The organism is Deinococcus aestuarii (genome assembly GCF_018863415.1).
Classification (GTDB): domain Bacteria; phylum Deinococcota; class Deinococci; order Deinococcales; family Deinococcaceae; genus Deinococcus; species Deinococcus aestuarii.
Window position 1 is genome coordinate 62,394 of the sequence record NZ_JAHKSN010000004.1, and the last position, 21,458, is coordinate 83,851.

The following is a 21,458-nucleotide window of genomic DNA, read 5'->3' on the forward strand; positions in this document are numbered from 1 at the left end:
ATCCCGACGGTCAACCAGGAGAAGACTATGAAGAACCAGACGCGCACCCAGGGCTTCACCCTCATCGAGCTGCTCATCGTGATCGCCATCATCGGCATCCTGGCGGCGGTGCTGATCCCCAACCTGCTCAGCTCCCGCAACCGCGCCAACGACAGCGCCGTCCAGAGCTTCGTCCGCAACACCGTGACCGCCGTCGAGGCCAACCGTAACACCGTGACCCAGGCGCTGCCCACCGAGACGAACTGCGCCACCCTCCAGGGCGTGACGGCTCCCAACGGCCTGACGAGCTGCGCCATCTCCTACACCCCGGCCAGCGACACCTACACCATCAGGGCTGTCAGCAAGACCGGCAAGATCTTCAACTACAACGGCAAGGAAGTCGTCGAAGGCAGCTAAGACTGAGCATGACGCGCCAACCCTCACCTGACCAGGTGGGGGTTGTTTTTCTATGGTGTCAAAACTATGAAACCGAGACGATCACAACGGAAGGATCGCGGCTTCACCCTGGTTGAACTTCTGACCACGATAGCTATTCTCAGCCTGCTCGCCAGTGCCCTGATTCCCAATCTCCTGTCCGCTCGCCGTCATTCCAACGATGGAGCGGCTATCGCCTACCTGCGGCACTGTGTCACATCGCTAGAATCTGCTCGCAATTCGGTGACTCAGCAACTTCCCGAGGCAAGAAGCTGTGAGGACCCGTCGCTGGGCGATGCACGCCTTCCACGCCCCAGTTCCATCATCAGTACTATCATCAACGTCAATCCGGACAGAGATGATTACACAGTTACAGTCAACAGCGTGACTGAAAAGGTCTTTTACCATAACGGGAGAACAGTTGTTGCTGGGAATTGAGGTTGGCGAGGATGACCCAGACGCACACCCAGGGAGCGACAAGCTCCACGAATAGGGCACCCGAACTCCTGCTGCTGGCACTCTGGACCCTTCCCCTGCTACTCAACCCCGTCCTCGCCATGTCCTTCGACGAGGTTTACCTCGCCCCGAAGGTGTTCTGGATTTACGCCGTCATCCTGCCCTCGGCGCTGCTCGTTCTCTGGCGTCACCGGAACGCGCTTCGTGAAGCCCGGGGTCTGCTCGTTCTCCTGGGAGTCTGGGGCGCCTGGCTTACCCTGTCCACGCTCCTGAACCGGGCGGGCTGGGCGGGCTGGTGGGGCACTCCCGACCGGGCGGACGGCGTGCTCATGCATCTGGTCTACGGCGTGTTGTTGCTGGCGGGCTTCGTCTGGACACGCTCGGAGACGCAGGCATCCCTTCTTTTCGGGCGGGTGGTCCTGCTCGGCGGCTCTCTTCTCGCCCTGACCAACGTCTTGCAACAGGTGGGGTGGCTGGGCGTGCCGGGGGACGGGGCTATTGCAGGGGTCATCGCAACGCCCTACGGCGGGACGATGGGCCACCGGGGATATATGGGAGGCATCCTCGCGCTGCTGCTGCCCGTGGGAGTGGCCGCACTCGGCCAGCGTCCCCGGTGGGCCCTGGGGTGGCTGGCCGTGGTCCTGATCTCCTGGGCGTGGGTGGGCTCGTTCACACGTGGGGCCTGGCTGGCGGGGGCCCTGGGGCTGGTGTGGCTTCTCGTCTGGGCCCGCCCCCGGCCCTCGCTCCGGGCCTGGGGAGCGGTCTTGCTCGGGGCGGTCCTGTGTGTCGCCACGGTGGCCGTGCGGGGGGAGGGGCGAGCCTTCAGTCTCTTCGGCGACCCGTCCGATCAGGCCCTCGCCGACAGCAGCGGGCGGGGTGTGCTGTGGCGATCCGCCCTCCTGGGCATTCCCCGGCAGCCCCTTTTCGGCTGGGGCACGCCGGCCCTGTGGCAGGCCATGAACGAGCGACCGGCGAAAGAACTCCTGGCCGACTTCGGTCACCACGACCTGACCGAAATCAGGCGCCTGAACCCCACCCCCACCGAGTCTCCCCGCTTCATGGTCACCCACGCGAGCGGCAGGCGTGAGGCCGCCGTCGTCGCCATCGGCAAGGTCCACAACGAATATATGGACTATGCCTTGACCTACGGCCTCCCCGCCGCACTTCTGTTCGCGGCCCTGCTGACGGTGGGTCTCTGGTCGGGGCGAACCCTGCTGCCGGGTGTTTCCGCCGCGCTCCTCGCCTACGCCGCCTACCTGATGACCTGGCCCGAGATCATCCGCTTCGCGCCCATCGCCTGGTTCATGCTGGGCATGGCATGGGCATCGTACAGGAGTCGGCAACACGGCGCCCAGGCCTGATCATCGCCGCTGCCCCTCCGGTCACCCCCAACCGCTCGTCCCCGTCCACCCGCTCCGGCACGACCGCCTTGAGCCGTGTCGAGGAAGGGCTGTGACCACGCGCAGGCCGCCGCCTCGCAAGGAAAAGACCACGGACAGGCCCCTCCTCTCCCCCGTTTTGCCGACGACGGCGCCGCGCTGCTCTCCGCCTGGGTCCCGGTCGGCAGGGGCGGGGGCGGTCATCCCGACCTCCCGTCACCCCCTACACTCTCCGCATGACCACCTTTGCCCTCAAGGAATGGGACACCCAGTGTCAGGCGCTCACCTCCGGTCAGTCGGCCCTGCTGATTCGCAAGGGCGGCATCATGGAGACGCACGAGGGCTTCGAGGTCGAGCACCGTTCCTTTCTCCTCTACCCCACCTTCTTGCACCAGAACCCCGCCGAGTTGCGCCCCGAGTTCACGGGTCTGCTGCGGGACGATCCCGAGCCAGGCAGGATCGTGCTGCCGGCCCTGGCCGAGGTGGTGGCCGTCCACAAGGTGGAATCGCTGGAGCAAGCCCTCGCCCTGGAGCCCTGGCAGGCGCTCACGGCGGGAGCCATCGAGCGGCGCTTTCACTACCGCAACCGGCCCTGGGTCCACGCGCTGCTGCTGCGGGTTCGCCCGCTCGCGGCGCCGCGGCGGCTTCCGGAGACCCCCGAGATGCTGGGCTGCGTGAGCTGGGTGCCGCTGGGCGACGTCACCTTCGAGGCGGGCCCCCCCGTACTGAACGAGACGGTGCTGGAGGAGCGGCAGGCGGCCTTGAAGGAGCGACTCACCGTGGGGGCCCGGGGCTGAGCGGCCAGGAGGGAGACCCGTCACGGCGCGGGCTCCTCCTCTCCAGAGCGAAAAAAGGGAAGGGCCCGTGAGCCCTCCCCTCCCTCCTGCCTTTCGGCTTACCGCGCGGCGATGGCGTCGAGGTCGTAATTGTTGAGCAGGGTGGTCTGGACGCTGCCGCTCGCGCTGGTGTAGAGGTTCCAGCCGCGGCGGGTGCCGTTGAAGAACTGATTGTCGCGCTGGGCGTACACGACGAGCTTGCCGTTGTCGCGGCTGAGCACGGTGTCTCCGGTGTTGAAGCGGTTGTCGTTGTTGGCGTCGCGGAAGACGATCACGCGGTAGGTGCCGTAGGGCAGGTTGGTGGGCAGGTCGAGCGCGAAGCCGCCCGTCAGGAACTTGTCGATCACCTGCGACTGGGTGCCGTCGGCGGTGTACTGGCCGTTGTTAAACCCCACGAGCGCGAGGCCGAGGTTCTGGTTGGCGCTGAAGCCGCGCAGTTGTCCGGTCACGTCCTTGCGGACCGGGTTCCCCGCGAGGGTGCAGGAGCTGAGGGCGACGGTACCGAGGACAGCGACAGCAAGCATGTTCTTCATGGCGAAAACCTCCTGGGATGTCGAAACCGAACGCCCCTACCGTAGCGGCCCGATTGAGGGAAGGGCTACAGGCGAACCCTTCCCGCTGGGCTCACGGCCTGTTCATGCTGGCGGCAAAAGGCCCGTGATACCTGACGCGGCGTTGAAAAGATGGGGGCGGTAGAGTACACCCCATGCAGAGTCAGCCGCCCTTCACCGCGCTCGCCGCCGTGTACGACGCGATCATGGCAGACGTGGAGTACGACCACTGGGCCGACTTCGTGCTGACGTACGCGCGCGACGGGGGACTGGAGGTCGGGACAGCCCTCGACCTCGCCTGCGGCACGGGGGGGTTTACCCGCGAACTCGGGGCGGCGGGCCTGCGGGTCCACGGCCTGGACGGCAGCGCCGAGATGCTGCGCGTGGCCCGCGAGCGGCTGGGGCCGGGGGTCCCGCTCTCCGTCGGCGACCTGCGCACGTTCGACCTGGGAGCGACTTTCGATCTCGTGACCTGCGTCTTCGACAGCCTGAATAACCTGCTGACGCCCGACGACCTGGGCGCGGCCCTCCGGCGGGCGCGGGCCCACCTGCGTCCGGGTGGCCTCCTCGCCTGTGACCTGAACACCCGGCTGGGCGTGCGGGAGCTGTGGGAGGGAGGCGCCGTCGAGGGCCTGGCCCGGACACCGGACGGGCGGGAGGTCCACTACCACTGGTCGCACCACCACGACGCGGAGGCGGACCTCGGCGTGGTGCAGGCCTTTTGCCGGGTGCAAGGCGCCGGGGGCGCCTGGGAGGAATTCATGGAGGTCCACCGCGAGCGCGGGTACGATCCCGCCGACCTCGAACCCCTGCTGCGGGAGGCGAATTTTGCGCGCCGGGAGATCGTGGAGTACCCGGACTACGCGCCGCCGTCGCCCGACACGCCGCGCGTCTGGGTTCTCGCGTGGGCGGGGGAGGCATGAGCCGTCCAGTTCCGGTGCTGGGAGCGGGCGGCTGGGGGACGGCGCTGGCGGTCGCGGTGACGCGGGCGGACCGGGAAGCCGTCCTGTGGGCCCGCCGCCCCGACTTCGCCTCCCGCCTCGCCGAGGTGCGCGAGAACCGCGAGTACCTGCCCGGTGTCGCGCTGCCGAACGGGGTGACGGTGACCTCGGACCTGGAGGCCGTCGTGTCGGGTGCCGACTTCGCCCTCGTCGTCGTCCCCAGCGTGGGTGTTCCCGATCTCCTGTCGGGCCTGCCGCGTGAACTCGGGGTGGTCTTGTGCGCCAAGGGCCTCGCGCCGGACGGGGGGCGGCTGACCGACCTCGCGCGGGAGCTGGGCTTCACCCGCGTCGCCGTTCTCAGTGGCCCCAACCACGCCGAGGAGGTGGGGCGCGGTCTGCCCGCCGCGACGGTGGTGGCGAGCGCCGACCCCTCCCTCGCCGGGGCCGTGCAGGCGGCCCTCGTCTCCCCCGCCCTGCGGGTGTACACGAGCACGGACGAGCTGGGGGTGGAACTCGGCGGGGTGCTGAAAAACGTCATCGCCCTCGCCGCCGGGATGGGGGACGGGCTGCGGCTGGGGGACAACGCGAAGGCCACCCTGATCACCCGGGGCCTGCGCGAGATGGGGCGCTACCTTCAGGCCCTCGGCGCCCACGAGGACACCGTGTACGGCCTGAGCGGGCTGGGTGACCTCGTGGCGACCGCGACGAGCCGCCACAGCCGCAACCGCGCCGCCGGGGAGGCCATCGCCCGCGGCGAGAGCCCGGCCCAGGGCGGCAAGGTGGTCGAGGGCCTGCGCACGGCGGGTCTCCTCGACGCCTGGGCCACCGCCCACGGCCACGACCTCCCCATCGTCCGCGCGGTGGCGAAGGTGACGGGCGGGGAGTGGACGCCCGCGAGGGGGCTCGCGCACCTGATGGAGCGGGACGCCAAGCCGGAACTGGAGGGGTAGGGTGGGCTGGGCAAGCCCGACCCTCACCTGACCTCTCCCCGGTATAAGAGTGTGAGTATGGAAACGTTTGAAGCCAGGGCCCTGCAACTCGCCTACCAGATGACCGAGCCCAACACCTACGAGGGCAAGGTGGGGCAGGGGTACGTGGAGGCCCGCGCCGCCGACATCCGCCGCACCTACAACATCCTGTGCGGTCTCGACCCCGACCACCAGCCCGCTGTCGCCGCCGTCCCCGCCCGCAAGGCACCGCCCAGACGCAAGACGCCGGACCTCGCGGACTCCACCGAGTTGTAAGTCCCGGAAACGCTATGGGGCAGCGTGAACTCCTGCTGGCCGCCGAGGCGTTCGCCCTGCCCTTTTACACCGAGCCCCACCGCGCCTATCACAACGCGGACCACGTGCGGGCCATGCTGGACGCCCTGGCCTCGCGCGGCCTCCTGACCCCCGTGCTCAGCCTTGCCGCCTGGGGTCACGACCTCGTGTACGACCCACGGGCGGAGGGCAACGAGGAACGGAGCGCGGAAGTGTTCGGCGGCTGGCTGCGGGAGCAGGGCGCCCCTCCTGAGTTGGAGGCGGACGTTCGGACGCTGATCCTCGCCACCCGACATGTGGCACCTCCGACCACGCGAAACGAGGCGCTGCTGGTCGATGCAGACCTGAGCATCCTGGGCGCGGATTCCCAGACCTTCGCCGCCTACGACGCCGCGATTCGCCAGGAGTACAGTTTCGTTCCCGAGGAGGCATACCGGTCCGGGCGAGCGCGGGTCCTCCGGAGCTTCCTCGACCGCGAGCGCATCTTCTCCACGTCCGAGTTCGCCGGGTTGGAGCTTCAAGCCCGAACGAATCTCACGGCGACGCTCGAACACCTGCAAGAGAAAAACCGCCCCACTTGAGGGCGGCTTCTCGCGTCTGCTCGGCGCTCAGTCGGCGGCGGTGCCGTGCTGACCGGCCTGGACGTTCTTCTCTTCCTTGTCGCGCTCCAGCTTCGCCTTGATCTTCTTGAGGCGGAAGCTCTCCTCGCGCTCGCGCTGGTCGAGCACGCCGCGGATAAAACGGATGTCGTCCTGGATGCCGGGAATCACGACCTGCTCCAGCGCGTTCACGCGGCGGCTGGTCTTCTTGATCTCCTCGCCGATCCGGCGCAGCTTCGTCTCGGTCGCGGCGACCTTGACGATGGCCTCCATCACCCCGCCGAAGTCGGTCGCGGCCTGGATGGTCCGGGCGCCGACGTTGATCGGGCTGAAGTTCACCTGCGTGTTGCGCTCGGGCACGTTGATGCGGGGCACCTTCACGCCGTAGATGCTCTCGATCTGCATGTCCACGGCGTAGTCCCCGCTCCCCGCGAGGCTCAGGCTCTCCACCGCCTCCGGGCTGTCCCACGCCTTCGCGCCGAACAGGCTGGTATACGCCCCCTTGCTCACGCCCCCGAGCTGCTCCCGTGCGGCGAGCGCGTCCTTCACCAGCGCGAAGAACTCGCCGATCAGGGCGTCCCGCTTGCGCTTGAGGAGGTCGGCGCCGCCCGTCGCGGTCTTGAGGCTGGCCTTGCTCGCCAGGAGGGCCGAGCGGGTGGGGCTGATCTGTCCTGCCATGATTCCACCTCCTTCATCGGTGGGGTATTAGGGATGAGGGGTTAGGAATTAGGAACATCCCGTCCTAACCCCTAAATCCTAACTCCTAAATCCGGTTCCCCCGCCACATCTCGTCCACCTTCGTCCCGTAGAACTTGTCGATGGAGTCGCGCGAGAGGCGGGTGAGCTGGCTCTGGGGCAGCTTGGAGAGGATCGCCCAGGCCACCGTCAGCGAGTCGTCGATGGAGCGGTCCTGGTCGCCCTGGCCGATGAAGTAATTCTCGAAGTCGTCGGCGAAGCGCAGGTACAGCTTGTCGGTCTCGGTCAGCGCGTCCTCACCCGTGATCGCCACGAGCTTGCGCAGGTCGAGGCCGTTCGCGTAGGCGGCGAAGAGCTGGTCGGAGACGTTCTTGTGGTCCGCCCGCGTCTTGCCCTTGCCGATGCCGTTGCCCTGGAGACGGCTGAGGCTCGGCAGCGGGTTGATCGGCGGGAACACGCCCTTGGCGTTCAGGCCACGGTCCACCACGATCTGCCCCTCGGTGATGTACCCGGTCAGGTCGGGGATGGGGTGGGTGATGTCGTCGTCGGGCATCGAGAGGATCGGAATCTGGGTGACCGACCCGGGCTTGCCCTGCACCACGCCCGCGCGCTCGTAGAGGGACGCCAGGTCGGTGTACATGTAGCCGGGGAAGCCGCGCCGACCGGGAATCTCCTCACGCGCGCCGCCGATCTCGCGCAGCGCCTCGCAGTAGTTCGTCAGGTCGGTCAGGATCACGAGGACGTGATAGCCCTGCTCGAACGCCAGGTATTCGGCGGTCGTCAGCGCCATGCGGGGGGTGAGCAGACGCTCGACGGCGGGGTCGTCCGCGCGGTTGAGGAAGAGGACCGAGCGGGCCAGCGCCCCGGTGCGCTCGAACTCCTGCGTGAAGAACGAGACCTCACGCTGGGTCAGGCCCATCGCCGCGAACACCACCGCGAAGTCGCCCTCGTGGCCGGGCACCTTAGCCTGGCGGGCGATCTGCGCCGCGAGTTCGTTGTGGGGCAGACCCGAGCCCGAGAAGATCGGGAGCTTCTGCCCGCGAATCAGCGACGTGTTCACGTCGATGGTCGAGATGCCCGTCTGGATGAACTCCTCGGGCTTGGCGCGGGCCGCCGGGTTCATGGGCTGCCCGTTGATCGAGAGGCGCTGCTCGGCGACCACGGCGGGCAGCCCGTCGATGGGGCGGCCCAGGCCGTCGAAGCGGCGACCGATCATCTCCCTGGACACGCCCAGGCGGGCCACGTCCTCCACCAGGCTCACGGAGGCGGTGGCGAGATCCAATCCGCGCGTCTCCTCGAACACCTGGATGACGGCGTTCTCGTCGGAGACCGAGATGACCTGCCCGCCGCGCGTGCGGCCCGAGCCGTCCTTGATGTCCACGATGGCGCCGTACGCGAGGTCGGAGGCCGCGTTCACGAAGAGCAGCGGGCCCGAGATGTACGCGACGTCGTTGTATTCCTTCTTCAGGAGGGTGGTCACGCTCTCACTCCTTGGGCGGTGCGCTTGAAGGTCCGGTCGAGTTCGTCCATCACGCCCTCGCCGTAGGCGACGAACTCCCCCTCGGGCACGTAGCGGGCGCGCGACAGCTTCTCGATCACCGGGTTCTGGATGATCTCGTCGATGGTGGCACCGTTCCGCAGCGCGGCTTCCGCCTCGTCGTAGAACTTCAGCATCATCTTCATCAGGCCGTAGTTCTTGGGCATGGAGGCCGAGGCGTCCACCGGGTCGAAGCCGTTCTGCTGGAGGAAGTCCTGCCGCAGCATCCGCCCCGCCTCGATCACCAGCCGCTCCTGGTCCTGAAGCGCGTCGGGGCCGACGAGCTGCACGACCTCCTGAAGGCTGGCCTCCTGCTGGAGGATGTTGCTGATGCGCTGGCGCAATTCGGGGAAGTCCCGGCCCACGTTCTCGCGGTACCACGAGTCGAGGATGGGCGTGAACAGCGAGTACGAGCCGTTCCAGTTGATCGCCGGGAAGTGACGGCGACGGGCCAGGCCCGCGTCCAGACGCCAGAAGGCGCCGGTGATGCGCAGGGTCGCCTGGGTCACGGGCTCGGACATGTCGCCGCCCGCGGGAGAAACCGCGCCGATCACGGACACCGCGCCGTCCTCCCCCGCGAGGGTCTTCACGGCGCCGGAGCGCTCGTAGAAGGCGGCCAGCTTGGCGCCCAGGTAGGGCGGGTAGCCTTCTTCGGCGGGCATCTCCTCCAGGCGGGAGGAAATCTCGCGCAGCGCCTCGGCCCAGCGGGAGGTCGAGTCGGCCATCAGGGACACGCTGTAACCCTGGTCGCGGAAGTACTCGGCGAGGGTGATGCCCGTGTACACCGACGCCTCACGCGCGGCCACCGGCATGTTCGAGGTGTTGGCGATCAGGATGGTGCGCTGCATCAGCGGGTTGCCGGTCTTGGGGTCTTCCAGTTCCGGGAACTCGACCAGCACGTCGGTCATCTCGTTGCCGCGCTCGCCGCAGCCCACGTACACCACGATGTCGGCGTTGCCGTACTTGGCGACCGACTGCTGGGTGACCGTCTTGCCCGAGCCGAAGGGCCCCGGGATCGCCGCCGCCCCACCCATCACCAGAGGGAACAGCACGTCGAGAATCCGCATCCCCGTGAGGAACGGCAGGCTGGGGTCGAGCTTGCGGGCGACCGGGCGCGGCGCGCGGACGGGCCAGTAGTGCGCCATCCGCAACTTCGTGCCGTCCTCTAGCTCGGCGATGGTGTCGTCGATGGTGTACTCCCCGGCAGGCACGACCATCCGCAGACGGCCCTGGACCTCCGGCGGCACGAGAATCTTGTGCGTGAAGGAGAACTCCGGCACCGTGCCCAGGATCGAGCTGCCGCTCACCGTGTCGCCCACCTGCACGCTCGGCGTGAAGCTCCACTTCTTCGTCCGGTCGAGGCTGGAGACCTCGATGCCGCGCGCGATGAAGTCGCCCGACGCCTCCCGGATCTTGTCGAGGGGGCGCTGGATGCCGTCGTAGATGCCGTTGAGCATCCCCGGCCCGAGCTCCACGGACAGCGGGAGGTTGGTGGTCACGACGGGCTCGCCCACGGTGAGGCCCGAGGTGTCCTCGTACACCTGCACGAAGGCGGTGTCGCCGTCGAGGCGGATGATCTCGCCCACGAGGCGTTCCTTGCCCACGCGCACGATGTCGTACATCTTCGCGCCGTACATGCCGTCGGCGATCACGGCGGGTCCGGCGATGTTCTGCACGACGCCCTGCTTGTTCTGCGTCATCTGCTCTCCTTGAAAGAGGTCGAGAGGTCTACCTGTCTGACGGTCGAACAGTCTAGGAGATGCCCAGGACGGCATTTGTGCCTTGAGACAGTTGGACGGCCAGACCGTTAGACCCTTGAAGCTCAAAGCTTGATGTCAAACCCGATGGTGTCCCGCACGAGCTTGCCCATGTACGCCTTCGCGTCCACCGTCTCGGTCGAGAAGGCGTCTCTCAGGCTGGGAATGGGCAACAGGATGGGAAGGTCACGCCCGCGCATCACCCGGGCGGTGGCGGTCGCCGGGTCGGGGATCAGCCCGGTATCGACCGCGACGAGGCCGTAGCGCCCCTCCACGATCACCCGTTCGAGTTCGCGCACGGCGTTTTCGGGGGTCGCCTCGACGACCTCCGCGCCCGCGAGGCGGTAGCCCGTGGCGGTCTCGGCGTCGGCGAGGACGGCGACCCGCTGGGTCTGGCTGCCTGCTCCGGCTTTGGCGGTCATGCCTGCACCTCCCGGCGAATCTGGTCGGTGGCGAGGTTGTAGAACTTCCCACGCCCGATCAGCCGCAGCTTGGCGATCTCGATCTCCTTGCGGCGCAGGAAGTCGAGGATCACGCCCACGCCCTCGGGATCGCTCATCGACGTGTTGCGCGCGGCGGTGTCGAGCGCCGCGCGGGCCGCGACCTCGGCGTCCTCCAGGGTGGAAGCCTCCAGGATGGCCGCCGCGTCGGGAAGCCCGCCCGCGTCCCCGCCCGCGAGCCGGGTGTAGCCGCCCGCGTCGAGGTGCCCGCCCGGCACGAAGAGGTTGGGGTCGAGCGCCTGACCGCGCGTGCTCCGGGCGATCAGCGCGTTGCGCACGTCGATCTCCCGGCCCAAGTAACGGCGCAGGCTGGTGTTCCGCGACACCGCGAGGGCGTGGCGGTAGTACCCCTGGTCGAGCGCCACTTCGAGGTCGAGCAGGCGGTTACTCGCCCCGTAGGCGGCGGCCCCGTCGCGCATCGCCCGGGCGAGCGGGTGCCCGCTGACGGCGATGGCGGTCGCGGCGCTCGCCAGGTCGGTGCTCCCCGCGGCGGTCTGGAGGGCGGCGGGCTTGATGGTGCCGCCCGGGATCAGGCTCTCCAGGATCGCGTCGGCGCCCCGCCCGTTGACGATGCCGCGCGCGACCGTCTTGAGATTCACGAGGTCCCAGCGCATCAGCAGCACTTCGATCTCCCGCCGCGCCTGCCCGTCCGCGAAGTTCAGGACCTTGCGGGAGGTGGCGAAGAGGTTTTGCGAGAGGGCCCGGTCGAGTTCGGGCAGGCCCGCGCCCTCGGCGGTCGTCTCGCGCAGTTGGGGCGCGAGTTCGGTCTCGGTGAGCACGCGCAGGAACTCCTGGTAGCTGCCCGAGGCGAGCGCCGAGTCAAGGGCGCGCCCGTCGAGCAGTTTGGTCCGCATCACGCGGACGCGCGTGTTGATGTAAGCGTAGTCGTCGGGCATGGACGTTCCTATTCCCCGGCGAGCAGGCGGCTGATCTGCGGGGCGAGGTCGCCCTTCACCCGGTCGAGGCGGCCCCCCAGCGTGTTCGTGATCCCGCTCTTACCGCCGCGCGCCACGACCCGCACGCCGCCGTTGATGGCCGGGTTCTCCCGCACGGGCAGGTCGGTCACGAGTTCGCGCGCGAGCGCGGCCTCGGCGGGATTCACCTCGACGGCCTCCGCGTCGGGGATGGCCTGGCGGGCTTCCGTGATCAGGCGGCCCAGAATCTCGCGGTACTCGGGGGCCTGCGTGATGCCCTGGAGGTACTGCTCGACCATCCCGTACACCTGGCCCAGGCCCTGTTCGCCCGCGTTCAGGCGCGAGGCGCTGAGTTCGAGGTCGGCGGCGGAGCGGGCGCGCACGAGGCCCGACTGGCGCTGCGTCTCCAGGGCGCGGGTGCGGCTGTCGAGCAGGCTCTGGGCACTCTCCCGGGCGTCCGCAAGGATGCGGGCGGCGCGGTCACGGGCCTCGGCGCGGATGCGCTCGATCTCCGACTGCGCTTCGTTCTCGAGGAGCTTGTCGAGCGCCATCTCAGTTGAGGATGAACAGCGCGAGGAAGCCGAAGATCACGAGCGTTTCGGGAATCAGGAAGTACAGCAGCAGGCTGCCCGCCTTGCTGGCGTCCTCGGCCACCGCGCCCACCAGGCTGGAGCCGATGCGCGCCTGCGCCACACCCGTGCCGAGCGCGCCGAGGCCGAGCGCCAGACCCGCGCCCAGGGCGCGCAGCCCACGGTAGAGCTCGTCGGTCGAGGCGCTGGCGCCGCCCGTCTCCTGGGCGAACCCGCTCGTGGCGAGGGCGAGGACGAGGGACGCGAGGACGATCTTGTTGTATTTGGTCATGGTTTGGCTCCCGAAACTGAAGTTATTTGGCCTGCCCGCTCGCGGGGCTGAGGCGGCGAAGGGGGTTGTAGGCCGGGCTGGTCTCCGCGTTGAAGCCGGTCGGGTTGAGAAACTCGACCATGTGCAGACGCAGCGGCTGGATGATGTGACCGATGAGGGTCAGCGCCAGCACGAAGAAGTGCAGCACCGCCCCCAGGACGATTCCGAGGATCAGCCCCAGGAAGCCGATGCGCTCGAAAAGGCTCCAGCCCACGTCGGTGCACAGCCGCGCCAGAATCGCCGAGACGAGCCCGACGGCGAAGATACGGGCGTAGCTCACGACCGCGCCGCCCTGCGAGAGCAGCTCGATGGGCAGCAGCGGGTAGTGCCGCAGCACCCGCAGGTAGCCGACGATAAACAGGGCGAAGCCCAGGTACATCAGCCACACCAGGGGGTTGGCGAAGTTCGTGAACTGGCCGAAGTCCTGCCCGGCGCGGGTGGCGAAGGCCAGGCAGATCAGCGCGCCCACCCCGCCGAACAGGGCGATGCCCTCCCAGGTGTGGGTCGTGTCGCGGTGCTTGAGGCCCTGCTGGATGCGGATGCCCCAGCCCCACAGCACCTGAAGGACGCCGAAGAGCAGCGCGAACACCAGCGCCACGTTCGAGAAGTAGCTCGTCTCCAGTCGCGGAAAGAGGATCGGGATGAGGCCGGAGTGCGACCCCTCCTCCGGGTAGCGGATGCCCGTCCAGCCCCACAGGTTATTGAGCAACTCGGGGTTGATGTAGAAGAAGTGGAGGTGTTCGAGCAGCGTGCCGAAGAACTCGCCCGTCAGGAAGCCCCACACGATGGACCAAGCCGCCATCACGTTGGTGACGAAGCCCAGGTTCCGCAGGGTCGCGGGCGGCACGTAGGCCCCGAAAAAGCTCAGGTCCCAGCCCTCGTTCCGGCGGGCCTTGCCCAGCAGCCACAGCCCGAACAGGAGGAAGAGCAGCCCGTACCCGATGTCGGCGATGATGATGCCGAAAAACAGCGGGAAGAACACGGCGATCACCCAGGTGGGATCGAAGGTCCCGTACTTCGGCAGGCTCATCAGCCCCATCACGACCTGGAAGGGCCGGACGTAGGAGTTGTTCTTGAGCTGCACGGGCACGCCAGCGTCGTGGTGCTCGTCCACCGGGTGCAGCTCGAAGCTCACCGCGTCGCCGAAGGTGCCGAGCGCCGCCGTCAGCGCGGGCACCCGGTCGGCGGGCACGTAGCCCTGCATGGCGAGGCTGTACTTGCCCCGGGCGGACACGGCGCGCACGTCGTGGATCGCCACCCGGTCTTTCAGCGCGTCGCGCACGGCGAACAGGACCGGGCCGTGCGCCCCCGCGAGGCGGTCGCGGTCCTCGTTCAATCGGCGCTGCCGCTCGGCCCCGCCCTCCCGGATGCGCTCCAGCTCGGCGGCGGCCTCACTGAGGGGCATCCCGTCGAAGCGGCCCGGCAGCCTCAGTTCGCCGAGACGGACCCGGCCCAGGGCGCCCCGGGCGGCGTCGCGGTCGGCGCGCAGGGTGGCGATCAAGCCGACGCGGTTTTGCCCCACCGTCTCCGTCGCCAACGCGTAGCGGTCGGGGAGCGCCGTTCTGAGCGCCGCGTCGAGTTCGCCGAGGTTGTCGCTGGGCTGGAGGAGGAAGGGCACGAGGCTGAGGCGGCGGCTGCGGTCGAGTCCCCCGGCCAGCCTGGACAGGGCCCGCACCGCGTCCCCGTAGGACGCCTCCGCGTCGAGGTCCGCCTGGAGGTCCTGGCGGCTGCGGGCGAGGGCCGAGACCGGGCCCGCCGCGCCCTCGACCACGCTCTCCCACTCGCTTTGGGAAGGCAGGGGCGCGGGGGCGGGGCGGTAGGCGCCGAGTTCGGCGAGGGTGCTCTCCGCGCGGGCGAGGAGGCGCTCGTCCTCGCGGCGGCTCTGGGCGTCCTGCCCGGCGAGGGTGCCGGTGTTCAGGGGTCCGCCCGTGATGGGCTTGAGGTGGAGGACCCCGGCGTCTTGCAGCGCCGTGATGACCGCCTCGCTGCCCCGCTTGCGGGTGGCGATCACGACCTGCTGCATGGGGTTGATCACGGCAGCACCGCCCTCAGAATCTGCTCGGCGGCCTGCTGCACCCGTGCCGACGACCGCTCGCGGGTGGCCTGGGCTTCCCGCTCGGCCTGCACGCGGGCTTCCTCGCGGATGCGCGCAGTCTCGGTTCCAAGCTGGGCTTCGCTCTCGGCCTGCATCGCCTGCGCGCGCGTCTGCGCGTCACGGAGGATGCGGGCCGCCTCGGCCTCGGCGGCTTCCACCTCCCGCCTCGCTTCCTCGCGGGCCGCCTCGATCTGCGCGTCCAGCGCCGCCTCTCGGCTCGCCAGCTCACTCAAGACTCGACTGGAGACGTCCAAATCCCTCCTCCTTTCTTCTTCACACCTTCCCTGCAACATCGTCCGTTCGTGACTCAGCCGCACCCCGCCCCGAACTCCCCGTCCGGAGACGGGGCACGTGGGGGATGCGATGGGCAGTGCGTTGGCCCGACCTTTGAAATGGCGTCAGACTCGTGAAGCATCCTAACACAGCCTCCTTTCCCGTCCCGGAGGGCCAAGCGTCCCGGGCGGGCCGGGACAGCGCGTCACCGCGCGGGCGACACCGCCCCGGGACAGAGGACGGCCCGCCCCCGGGGATGCGGTCGGGGACGGGCAGGACGTGGAGGTTCTGGTGTGTGGGGTGAGGCTCAGGTGGGGCTCAGTCGCCGCCCAGGAAGACGGGGGCGCCGAGGCCGGTCTCGTTTTCGGAGTAGCCCTGCTCGCTGTGGGCGCTGATATCGATCCCGGCGACCTCCTGGCTGGCGGGCACGCGCAGGGGGGTCAGCAGGCCGACGAGCCGGAGCAGGATCAGGGAGCCGAGCCCCGTAAAGACCACGCTGGCGAGCACGCCGAGGGCCTGGATCAGGAGCTGCTCGCCGACGGGCTTGCCTTGAGCGGTCGTCCAGGCGAGGGCCCCGGTCAGCAGGGCACCGACGATTCCGGCGACCCCGTGGCAGGCGAACACGTCGAGCGAGTCGTCGGCGCCCAGTCGCTGTTTGTACTGCACGGCCCAGAAGCTCGCGGTGGCTCCCAGCGCCCCCACGACGAGGGCGGCCCAGGGGCTCACGAAGGCGCAGGCGGGGGTGATGGCGACGAGGCCGACGACCAGCCCGGTGGCGGCGCCGACGGCGGTGGGTTTGCCGTTGCGGCGGCTTTCCCAGGCGAGCCAGGTCAGCAGGGCGGCGGCGGGGGCGATCAGGGTGGTGATGAAGGCGAGCCCGGCGGTCTGCCCGGCGCTCAGGGCACTCCCCGCGTTGAAGCCCATCCAGCCGAACCACAGCAGCCCGGCGCCCAGCAGGACGAAGGGGACGTTGTGCGGCACGTGCGCCGTGCGCGGGTAGCCGATGCGCGGCCCGAGCACGAACGCCGCGACCAGCGCCGAGACGCCCGCCGCGATGTGGATGACCGTGCCGCCCGCGAAGTCCAGAGCCCCGAGCCGGAAGAGCCAGCCGTCCGCGCTCCAGACCCAGTGGGCGAGCGGCGCGTAGATCAAGAGGCTCCAGAGTCCGCCGAAGAGGATGAAGGCCCCGAAGCGCATCCGCTCGACGACCGCGCCGCTGATCAGCGCGAGCGCGATGATGGCGAACATCGCCTGGAAGGCCGCGAAGACGGAGGTGGGGATGGTGCCGGTCAGGCCGTCTCGCAGTCCCTCCAGCCCCAGGTTGCCCAGGCCGCCGATCAAGGCGTTGCCGCCCTCCCCGAAGGCGAGGGTATACCCCGCGAGCATCCACAGGACGCCGACGAGGCCGATGGAGACGACGCTCATCATCATGGTGTTCAACACGCTCTGGGCGCGGGTCAGGCCGCCGTAGAAGAAGGCGAGGCCCGGGGTCATCAGGAGCACGAGGGCCGCCGAGACGAGCATCCAGGCGGTATCGCCGGAGTTCAGCGTGGGGGTCCCGGCCTGGGCGAGGGCCGCGCCGCCGAGGAGCACGAGCAGGGGGAGGGTCTTTCGCATGGGCACGACTCCTTAGACCGGGACGCCCGGCGCGAGCTTCTTCTCGGTGACGGGGGTCAGGGCGGCGTTGTCCTCTTCGCCAGTGCGGATGCGGACCACGCGCTCCAGGGGCTGCACGAAAATTTTGCCGTCGCCCACCTCGCCCGTGCGCGCGCCCTGGCAGATCGCGCGGATGGCGACCTCCACGAAGGGCTCGGACACCGCCATGCGGAACTCCACCTTCTCGCGGAATTCCACCATCACCCGCGTGCCCCGGTAGTGCTCCACGACCTCCTGCTCGCCGCCGTGTCCCGACACCCGGCTGAGGGTGATGCCGCTGATGCCCGCCTGGAAGAGGGCCTCCTTGACCTGCTGCACCCGCTCCGGGCGCACGACCGCCGTGATCAGCCGCATGGCGTCTCCTTTTTGCCGCTCAATTTGCAGTCTTCGCATCCCTGCATGGCCGCAGAGTAGGAGTTGGGGTGCAGGGTGTCAATTGAAGTTTGGACAGATGTCCAGATTTGATACGACGCTTTGCATCCCGGGTGGGGAGGAAGTGCCGCGGAGGGCGACGCGTCGGCGGAACGTCCAAACATTCGACCCCGCCGCGCGGCGAGGCGGGCGGGGTCTGAGGGGGCGGTGGAATCAACCCAGGTAGGCGACGAGCAGGGCGAGGCCCGCGCGCAGGTCGTCCTCGTGAACGGCCTCGACGACGGTGTGGATATAGCGGGTGGGCACGCTGAGGGTGATGCTGGGCACGCCCGCGCGCGAGAGCTGGATGGCGGCGCCGTCCGTGCCCCCCAGCGGCAGCACTTCGAGCTGGTGGGGGATGCCCTCGCGCCCCGCGAGGTCCGCGAACTCGTCCACCAGGCGCCGGGTCGAGATCATGGAGGAGTCGAAGACCTTGATGCCGATGCCCTCGCCCAGCCGGGTCACGGCTTCTTCCGTGGGCACGCCGGGGGTGTCCACCGCCAGCGTCACGTCCAGGCCGATGCCCAGCGTCGGTTCCGCCCCGTAGGCGGCCACGCCCGCGCCGCGCAGCCCCACCTCTTCCTGCACGCTGAAGACGGCCACCACGTCGTGCCGGGGGCGGGTGCCCTGGAAGGAACGCAGCAGCTCCAGTTGCAGGAAGACGCAGGCGCGGTCGTCCATCGCCTTGCCCACCGTGAGCTTGCCCATCTGCCGGGCCGTCTGGTCGAGCGTCACCATGTCGCCGACGCGGACCTGGCGCCGCACCTCGTCCGCATCCAGCCCGAGGTCCACGAAGAACTCGGCGATCTCGGGCACCTTCTTGCGGTCCTCCGGCGAGGAGATGTGGATGGGTTTGCCGCCGGGCGTCAGAATCCCGGGCAGGGCGCCGCCGCGCGTCTGCACCGTCACGTTGCGGGCGAAGAGGTTGCGGTTGTCGAAGCCGCCGACCGGCTGCACCCGCAGAAAGCCGCGGTCGTCCACGAAGCGCACCAGGAAGCCGATCTCGTCCATGTGGGCGCTGAGCATCACCCGCTCGCGGCCCTCGGCGGCGTCCTCCCGCCCCCGGCGCAGGGCGATCACGTTGCCCAGCGGGTCCACCCGCACCTCGTCGGTCAGGCCCTCCAGCTCGCGCAATACGAAGTCGCGCACGGCGTCCTCGTACCCGGGCACGCCGTTCAGGTTCGAGAGCTGACGGAGGACGTCCAGCCGCAGTTCGGTTGTGGTCATGCGGGTCAGGATACGCCGGGCCCTACACGCTGCGTTCCGGTTCGGGGGACGGCTCCGGCTTCGGGCGCAGGTCGGTGCCGTTGAAGCGGCCCTGCGCCTCCACCAGCCCGTGCCCGGCCCAGGTTTCCACCGCGTCCGCCCCCAGCCGCACGAGTTGGGCGAGGGTGCCCGCCTCCTCCTCGCGCCACCGGCTCAGCACCCAGTCCGCCGGGTCCCACCCCGCCGGGGGGCGCGAGATGCCGACCTTCAGGCGCGGGAAGGCGTCGGTGCCCAGGACCCGGATGATGTCGCGCACCCCGTTCTGCCCGCCGTGCCGTCCGCCCAGCCGGAACTTCAGCAGGCCGAAGGGGCTATCCAAATCGTCCTGCACGACGAGCATCGCGTCCGGCTCCAGCCTGTAAAAGGAGACGAGCGGCCCCACCGCCTTGCCCGACGTGTTCATAAAGGTCTGCGGCTTGACGAGCAGGACGCGGGCGCCGGGGGCCGGACCGACGCGAACCTCGGCGACCTCGGCGTCTTTCTCCTTGCGCCATACCGCTCCCCAGCGGCGGGCCACCTCGTCCACGACGAGCCAGCCGACGTTGTGGCGGGTGCGGGCGTAGTTCGGCCCCGGATTGCCCAGGCCCACGACGAGGCGCACCTCAGGCCTCCAGGCTGCTGAGGGCCTCGCGCCAGCGGGCCTCGGTCTCGCGGACGCGGGCCTCCCCACGGGCGCGGGCGTACCCGGCGCGGAAGTCGGCGAAGCGGGTGTCGGCCTCGGCGAACAGGAGCCCAAGGGCCTGGCGCACGTCCTGCACGTTGCGCTCGGTGAGGGTGGTGTCCTTGGCGTCCAACACCTCGTCAAGGGTCGCCATCAGGCCGGAGAGGGGCCGCAGCCACTGGAAGGAGGGGTCGTTCATCACGAGCGAGTAGAGGGCGAAGGGGCCCTTCACCGGCCCATGCAGGAACTCGTACTCCCCCTTGGCGAAGTCGAGGAGCGCCGAGTGGAAGTGCCGCAAGCCCTGCGCCAGGGCGGTGAGCCGTGAGCGCACGCGAGTGTCCGAAGAAGGCCCTGAACCCGTCATGACGGCAGGGTAGCAAGGGCGGCGGGGTCCACCCTGTTTTGCTCTCGCACTTCCGGCCCGAAGAAGGCTACCAGCCCAGCGTTCCCGGCTCCCCCTTGAACGGCCCCACCACGTTGGGCGTGATCCACCCGCCGTAGAAGCCGCCCGGCTGCGGCGTCACGCGCTCGCCGTCCACCCGGCACTCGTCCACCCGCCCCGCGTAGACGGCCACGTACCCGGCCATCGGCGCGAAGGCGGGAGTGGGCCGCCCGTAACTCCACGCCGCGCCTTCCGCCGTCTTCCCTCCCGCCCGCAGAGTCCAGTATGTCGCCTCCCCCTTCCACTCGCAGACGCTGCCGCCGCCCGCCGGGGTCAGCACGCCGGGGAGGAAGGCCCCGGGCGGCAGGTAATAGGTCGGTGGGTGGCTCGTCTCCAGCACCCGGTAGCCATCGGTCGTGTCGGCAACCTTCACCCCGCCGAGCCAGAGTTCGAGCCGGGCGGGCGTGCGCTCCAGCCGGGGCGGGCGCGGGTAGTCCCAGACGCTTTCCTGGCCGGGACCGGGGGGAATGGGGTGGGGGCGCAGCATAGGGACAGTGTGGGGGGGGGAGGGGAGGCGTGCCGTCAGCGTTCCCATTCATAAAGATATTATGAATACTATGCGACCTTTTGTGAGAGCTATTTGGGGTAATGTTTTCTTACCGAATTGAATCTCAAAGTATTACAACCTCCGCCTTCAATCTAGGAGTGACGTATGCTCGTGAAATATCGATTTTATTCTGACGCCGATGCCCTCTTTGGAACAGTGTACATTTTTAAGGATGAGGATGAAGCTACGTTGTTTTTGAAAGCATTGGAATTCTGCTTACCCGGGATACATTCAGTAAGAAGTTACGTTTCTTGTGCAACACCCTTTTCTATAGAACATGCTCAAGAATGGCTACGATCTTCGCAAAGGGAGAGGATGGAGCTCAAAGATAGCGGAGACAACAGGCGCTACCCCATTGCTCCTCAGAAAAAGCAGCCCAAGAAAGAGGGTCGAGATAAAACACTACGAAGAGATGACTCCAGTTCTGGAGCTTGGTGTGGACAAGTTTTTATACATGACAGACTGCTCGGCGGGCGACCAATTCGTTTTATTAACGAGCAGCAATGCCAGTATCTATTGGAAGTTTTATTGATAGGTTTTGAACGGAGGTTCATCAAAATTCGTACTCTAGATGGTGCGACATGGGGTCAAGCAATCCCTTATAGTCCGAAAAAGTTGTGGGCTTGGCTTGATGAACAAACCTATTTTCCAGTCAGCGGGGGAGTGTTACTAGAATTATACAAGTTAGCTTCATTACAAGCAGCTTCACACGTCAAATCGGAGCAGGTTGCCTATCGTATATCGGTGGGAGGCAGATTGATCTGCAATATACCTTTGATATTTGAACGTCGTGAGACCTACGTCGCCACACTAGCTCTTATAAAAAAGTCTACTTCGTCACTAGTTTTATGCGAGCGTGTTGCGGTGAAGACTGGAAAAATTCTTACCCGTGAGATGCTTTACTGCGCCTTAAAAGCGATCCCTGACGTTGATTTCAAGTACATTGGAGAGCAATTAGGTATCCCGTCCGCATTACAACCGTCCTCCCCAAACAAAATTACACCACAGTTGAAAAACGAGGAATCAAAAACGCCCATACCAAGCTGTGTTGGTCCAGGGGCTCATCCTCGCCCTTGGGAGTGGGCTCGGGACGATGGCGTAACATGCTTCAATCCATTTGATTACAAGTAAATATAGATGGGAGACGTACAAAACTTTCTTAGCCCTTAAAAGATATGGTAGAAGGCTTGACGTGAAGAATTAGGCTGCTGCCTGCTCCTTCCTCCTCCGCCTCGTCCTCGGCGTCCTCAAGGTCTTCTCGCTCTCCAGCATCCGCTTCAGGGCGGCCCCGGTGCGGCCCGCCTTCGGTTTCGCAACCTCGCAGGTCCCGACCTCCTCACCAGGGGAGGAGCAACAGCAGGCGGT

Annotated in this window: 25 protein-coding genes; 9 read left to right on the forward strand and 16 right to left on the reverse strand. The window is 67.9% G+C overall.

The window, feature by feature from the left end; all coding sequences use genetic code 11:
• The first annotated feature begins 27 nt into the window (after positions 1–27).
• From IC605_RS07530 to IC605_RS07545, 4 genes are all read left to right on the forward strand, one after another.
• Positions 28–396, forward strand: coding sequence for a prepilin-type N-terminal cleavage/methylation domain-containing protein (locus IC605_RS07530; RefSeq protein WP_216321194.1), 369 nt, complete (start codon positions 28–30; stop codon positions 394–396).
• 66 nt (positions 397–462) lie between these two features.
• Positions 463–852 (forward strand): prepilin-type N-terminal cleavage/methylation domain-containing protein, encoded by a 390-nt coding sequence (locus IC605_RS07535; RefSeq protein WP_216321197.1) that lies wholly within the window; start codon positions 463–465, stop codon positions 850–852.
• A gap of 11 nt (positions 853–863) precedes the next feature.
• On the forward strand, positions 864–2,231 hold the full coding sequence (locus IC605_RS07540) for an O-antigen ligase family protein (RefSeq protein ID WP_216321200.1): 1,368 nt from the start codon (positions 864–866) through the stop codon (positions 2,229–2,231).
• Positions 2,232–2,485: 254 nt separating this feature from the next.
• Positions 2,486–3,046, forward strand: a complete 561-nt coding sequence (locus IC605_RS07545; RefSeq protein ID WP_216321202.1) for a DUF1802 family protein — start codon at positions 2,486–2,488, stop codon at positions 3,044–3,046.
• A gap of 98 nt (positions 3,047–3,144) precedes the next feature.
• Here IC605_RS07545 and IC605_RS07550 read toward each other — a convergent pair whose 3' ends face one another.
• Positions 3,145–3,618 carry a DUF2141 domain-containing protein gene (locus IC605_RS07550; protein WP_216321205.1) on the reverse strand — a complete coding sequence of 158 codons (474 nt, stop codon included), beginning with the start codon at positions 3,616–3,618 and terminating at the stop codon, positions 3,145–3,147.
• Between the two features lie 173 nt (positions 3,619–3,791).
• On the opposite strand from IC605_RS07550, the gene IC605_RS07555 reads away from it, so the two are divergent.
• The 4 genes from IC605_RS07555 to IC605_RS07570 are packed head-to-tail and all read left to right on the forward strand — an operon-like array spanning position 3,792 to position 6,420.
• Entirely contained in the window at positions 3,792–4,559 is a 768-nt protein-coding gene (locus tag IC605_RS07555; protein WP_216321208.1) for a class I SAM-dependent DNA methyltransferase, read from the forward strand.
• Entirely contained in the window at positions 4,556–5,527 is a 972-nt protein-coding gene (locus tag IC605_RS07560) for an NAD(P)H-dependent glycerol-3-phosphate dehydrogenase (RefSeq protein ID WP_216321211.1), read from the forward strand. Before IC605_RS07555 ends, IC605_RS07560 begins: the two co-directional genes overlap by 4 nt.
• Positions 5,528–5,584: 57 nt before the next feature.
• Positions 5,585–5,821 (forward strand): hypothetical protein, encoded by a 237-nt coding sequence (locus IC605_RS07565; protein ID WP_216321215.1) that lies wholly within the window; start codon positions 5,585–5,587, stop codon positions 5,819–5,821.
• Positions 5,822–5,835: 14 nt separating this feature from the next.
• Entirely contained in the window at positions 5,836–6,420 is a 585-nt protein-coding gene (locus IC605_RS07570; protein WP_216321220.1) for an HD domain-containing protein, read from the forward strand.
• Between the two features lie 27 nt (positions 6,421–6,447).
• Here IC605_RS07570 and IC605_RS07575 read toward each other — a convergent pair whose 3' ends face one another.
• The 15 genes from IC605_RS07575 to IC605_RS07645 form a co-directional block, all read right to left on the reverse strand.
• Positions 6,448–7,116, reverse strand: coding sequence for a V-type ATP synthase subunit D (locus tag IC605_RS07575; protein ID WP_216321223.1), 669 nt, complete (start codon positions 7,114–7,116; stop codon positions 6,448–6,450).
• Between the two features lie 85 nt (positions 7,117–7,201).
• Positions 7,202–8,614 carry a V-type ATP synthase subunit B gene (locus tag IC605_RS07580; RefSeq protein ID WP_343216539.1) on the reverse strand — a complete coding sequence of 471 codons (1,413 nt, stop codon included), beginning with the start codon at positions 8,612–8,614 and terminating at the stop codon, positions 7,202–7,204.
• Positions 8,611–10,371, reverse strand: coding sequence for a V-type ATP synthase subunit A (locus tag IC605_RS07585; RefSeq protein WP_216321226.1), 1,761 nt, complete (start codon positions 10,369–10,371; stop codon positions 8,611–8,613). The genes IC605_RS07580 and IC605_RS07585 overlap by 4 nt, the downstream gene beginning before the upstream one ends.
• Before the next feature lie 122 nt (positions 10,372–10,493).
• On the reverse strand, positions 10,494–10,850 hold the full coding sequence (locus tag IC605_RS07590) for a V-type ATP synthase subunit F (RefSeq protein WP_216321230.1): 357 nt from the start codon (positions 10,848–10,850) through the stop codon (positions 10,494–10,496).
• On the reverse strand, positions 10,847–11,824 hold the full coding sequence (locus IC605_RS07595) for a V0D/AC39 family V-type ATPase subunit (protein WP_216321233.1): 978 nt from the start codon (positions 11,822–11,824) through the stop codon (positions 10,847–10,849). The genes IC605_RS07590 and IC605_RS07595 overlap by 4 nt, the downstream gene beginning before the upstream one ends.
• 8 nt (positions 11,825–11,832) lie before the next feature.
• Positions 11,833–12,393, reverse strand: a complete 561-nt coding sequence (locus IC605_RS07600; RefSeq protein ID WP_216321236.1) for a V-type ATP synthase subunit E — start codon at positions 12,391–12,393, stop codon at positions 11,833–11,835.
• A gap of 1 nt (position 12,394) precedes the next feature.
• Positions 12,395–12,703 (reverse strand): V-type ATP synthase subunit K, encoded by a 309-nt coding sequence (locus IC605_RS07605; RefSeq protein ID WP_102126414.1) that lies wholly within the window; start codon positions 12,701–12,703, stop codon positions 12,395–12,397.
• Between the two features lie 22 nt (positions 12,704–12,725).
• Positions 12,726–14,777 carry a V-type ATP synthase subunit I gene (locus tag IC605_RS07610; protein ID WP_216321241.1) on the reverse strand — a complete coding sequence of 684 codons (2,052 nt, stop codon included), beginning with the start codon at positions 14,775–14,777 and terminating at the stop codon, positions 12,726–12,728.
• Positions 14,774–15,091, reverse strand: a complete 318-nt coding sequence (locus IC605_RS07615; RefSeq protein WP_246580560.1) for a V-type ATPase subunit subunit G family protein — start codon at positions 15,089–15,091, stop codon at positions 14,774–14,776. Before IC605_RS07615 ends, IC605_RS07610 begins: the two co-directional genes overlap by 4 nt.
• Positions 15,092–15,428: 337 nt before the next feature.
• Entirely contained in the window at positions 15,429–16,727 is a 1,299-nt protein-coding gene (locus tag IC605_RS07620; protein ID WP_216321243.1) for an ammonium transporter, read from the reverse strand.
• Between the two features lie 12 nt (positions 16,728–16,739).
• Positions 16,740–17,120, reverse strand: coding sequence for a P-II family nitrogen regulator (locus IC605_RS07625; RefSeq protein ID WP_216321804.1), 381 nt, complete (start codon positions 17,118–17,120; stop codon positions 16,740–16,742).
• A 231-nt stretch (positions 17,121–17,351) separates the two neighbouring features.
• Positions 17,352–18,404, reverse strand: coding sequence for a M42 family metallopeptidase (locus IC605_RS07630; RefSeq protein ID WP_216321246.1), 1,053 nt, complete (start codon positions 18,402–18,404; stop codon positions 17,352–17,354).
• A gap of 22 nt (positions 18,405–18,426) precedes the next feature.
• A complete protein-coding gene (gene pth / locus IC605_RS07635) occupies positions 18,427–19,044 on the reverse strand; it encodes an aminoacyl-tRNA hydrolase (RefSeq protein WP_216321250.1) in 618 nt (205 codons plus the stop codon).
• Between the two features lies 1 nt (position 19,045).
• Positions 19,046–19,468, reverse strand: coding sequence for a hypothetical protein (locus tag IC605_RS07640; RefSeq protein WP_216321252.1), 423 nt, complete (start codon positions 19,466–19,468; stop codon positions 19,046–19,048).
• 67 nt (positions 19,469–19,535) lie between these two features.
• A complete protein-coding gene (locus tag IC605_RS07645; protein ID WP_216321255.1) occupies positions 19,536–20,033 on the reverse strand; it encodes a DUF427 domain-containing protein in 498 nt (165 codons plus the stop codon).
• Positions 20,034–20,198: 165 nt separating this feature from the next.
• Here IC605_RS07645 and IC605_RS07650 point away from each other — a divergent pair, with 165 nt between their 5' ends.
• Entirely contained in the window at positions 20,199–21,224 is a 1,026-nt protein-coding gene (locus tag IC605_RS07650) for a hypothetical protein (protein WP_216321258.1), read from the forward strand.
• The last annotated feature ends 234 nt before the right edge of the window (positions 21,225–21,458 follow it).